The organism is Methylobacterium sp. (genome assembly GCF_019750675.1).
Classification (GTDB): Bacteria; Pseudomonadota; Alphaproteobacteria; order Rhizobiales; family Beijerinckiaceae; genus Methylobacterium.
This window is the reverse complement of the sequence record NZ_JAIEOF010000446.1, coordinates 1-1759: the sequence shown is the minus strand read 5'-3', so window position 1 is coordinate 1759 and position 1759 is coordinate 1. Positions and strand designations below refer to the sequence as shown.

The window sequence follows — 1759 nt, the reverse complement described above, 5'->3', positions numbered from 1 at the left end:
GAGGCTGTGTGAAAAGAGCGCCTGGTGATCAGGCTGACCTGACATCGCGGAAGGTTGCCCTGAGGTTTTGCAGGACATACGAGTCGTTGGTGGCGACCTCGTAGAAGCTGCTGTCGATGGCGCGCACGATCAACACGGGCACCGTAGCGCTCGCATCCGTGTAAGCCTGAAACTCGCCCCAGATGACCTGCTGGGTTCCGTTGGCGAGGTCTCGCAGCCGATCTCCCTTGATCCGCCTGCCGGAGGTCGCAAGCTCTTCGAGACGTCCGGCCTGTCCGCCCGTCGCATCGAAAGCTGCATCGTATGCGGCGACACCGCTCACCATCCATGAGCATTCGATGGCCTGCGCTCCGAGCGCTGCCAGGATATGGCGCAGGTCAAAATCAAGCATGCCGGCAGTCATGTCGTATATGCGAAGGGTGCGCATGGGCGATCTTCTTGTTCAGGGTTCGTGCGCATTATGATAATATTTCTCCCAAGGCGGGAGATGAAAGATGGCACGCTTTGTCTAAGCAGCAGACCGTGATCAGGTCACGTTGCTTCCTGCCTGTCTGGACGATTACGTCGCCCAGGATAACCCGACCCGCGTCGTCGATGTATTCGTCAACGAACTCGATCTCACGGCCCTCGGCTTTGCCGGCGTGACGCCCGCCGCCACCGGTCGACCGGGCTATCATCCCGCGACGCTGTTGAAGCTCTACCTGTACGGCTACTTGAACCAGATCCCCTCCAGCCGACGCTTGGAACGGGAGGCTGGCCGCAACGTCGAACTGATGTGGTTGATCGGCCGCCTCGCACCCGACTTCAAGACGATCGCGGACTTCCGGCGCGAGAACGGGGACGCGCTTTGCGCGACCTGCCGGCACTTCGTGATGCTCTGCCGACAGGTCGGTCTCCTGGCCGGAGGCGTCGTGGCCGTTGACGGCAGCCGGTTCAAGGCCGTGAACACGCGCGACCGGAACTTCACCCCGGCCGCGGTCCGCAGGCGCATCGAGCAGGTCGAGACGAGCATCGTGCGCTACCTCGCGGCCCTCGATACCGCAGACCGTCAGGAGGCCGAGGTGACGGAGCTTCGGACCCCGCGCCTGAAGGAGCGGCTCTCTGCACTCCGGGATCGGCTGCGCGCGCTGCAGGCGATGGAGACGCTCGTCGAGGCCGCGCCAGACCGACAGATCTCGCTGACCGACCCCGATGCGCGGGCCATGGCGACGAACGGCAAGGGCACCGGGCTCGTCGGCTACAACGTTCAGGCAGCGGTGGACACGAAGCATCATCTCATCGTCGCCCATGAAGTGACCAACGTCGGCCACGACCGCACTCAGCTCGCCAATATCGCGGGGCAAGCTCAGGCCGCCACGGGCGAGGAAGCCATCCAGGTTCTGGCGGATCGGGGCTACTTCTCCGGTGAGGAGATCCTGGCCTGCGACCGAGCGGGGATCGCGGTCACCCTGCCAAAGCCGATGACGTCCGGTGCAAAGGCCGAGGGCCGATTCGGCAAGCAGGACTTTGTCTACCAGGCGAGCGACGACACCTATCGCTGCCCGGAGGACCAGACGCTGACCTACCGCTTCGAGAGCATCGAGAACGGGATGACCCTACGGCGGTACTGGACGTCGGCCTGTTCGAATTGTCCGATCAAGAACCTTTGCACGCCCGCCGAGCAGCGTCGCATCACGCGTTGGGAACACGAGCACGTGCTGGAAGCCGTGCAGCGCCGGCTCGACGAGAACCCGAACGCGATGCGTGACCGCCGCCAGAC

2 protein-coding genes are annotated in these 1759 nt (G+C 63.9%); one reads left to right on the top strand and one right to left on the bottom strand.

The annotated features are described in order from the left end of the window. Positions 1-28 precede the first annotated feature (28 nt). The gene (locus tag K2X24_RS23525; RefSeq protein ID WP_292501677.1) at positions 29-427 is read right to left on the bottom strand and encodes a hypothetical protein; all 399 of its coding nucleotides are present in this window, start codon (positions 425-427) and stop codon (positions 29-31) included. Positions 428-536: 109 nt separating this feature from the next. Here K2X24_RS23525 and K2X24_RS23520 point away from each other — a divergent pair. Next, positions 537-1759 (top strand): IS1182 family transposase (locus tag K2X24_RS23520; protein WP_292501676.1); only part of this gene is annotated, 1223 nt, incomplete at its 3' end.

Excerpts from the sequence above, each read along its gene's own strand:
- K2X24_RS23525 (WP_292501677.1), bottom strand. The coding sequence starts at position 427 with ATGCGCACCCTTCGCATATACGACATGACTGCCGGCATGCTTGATTTT.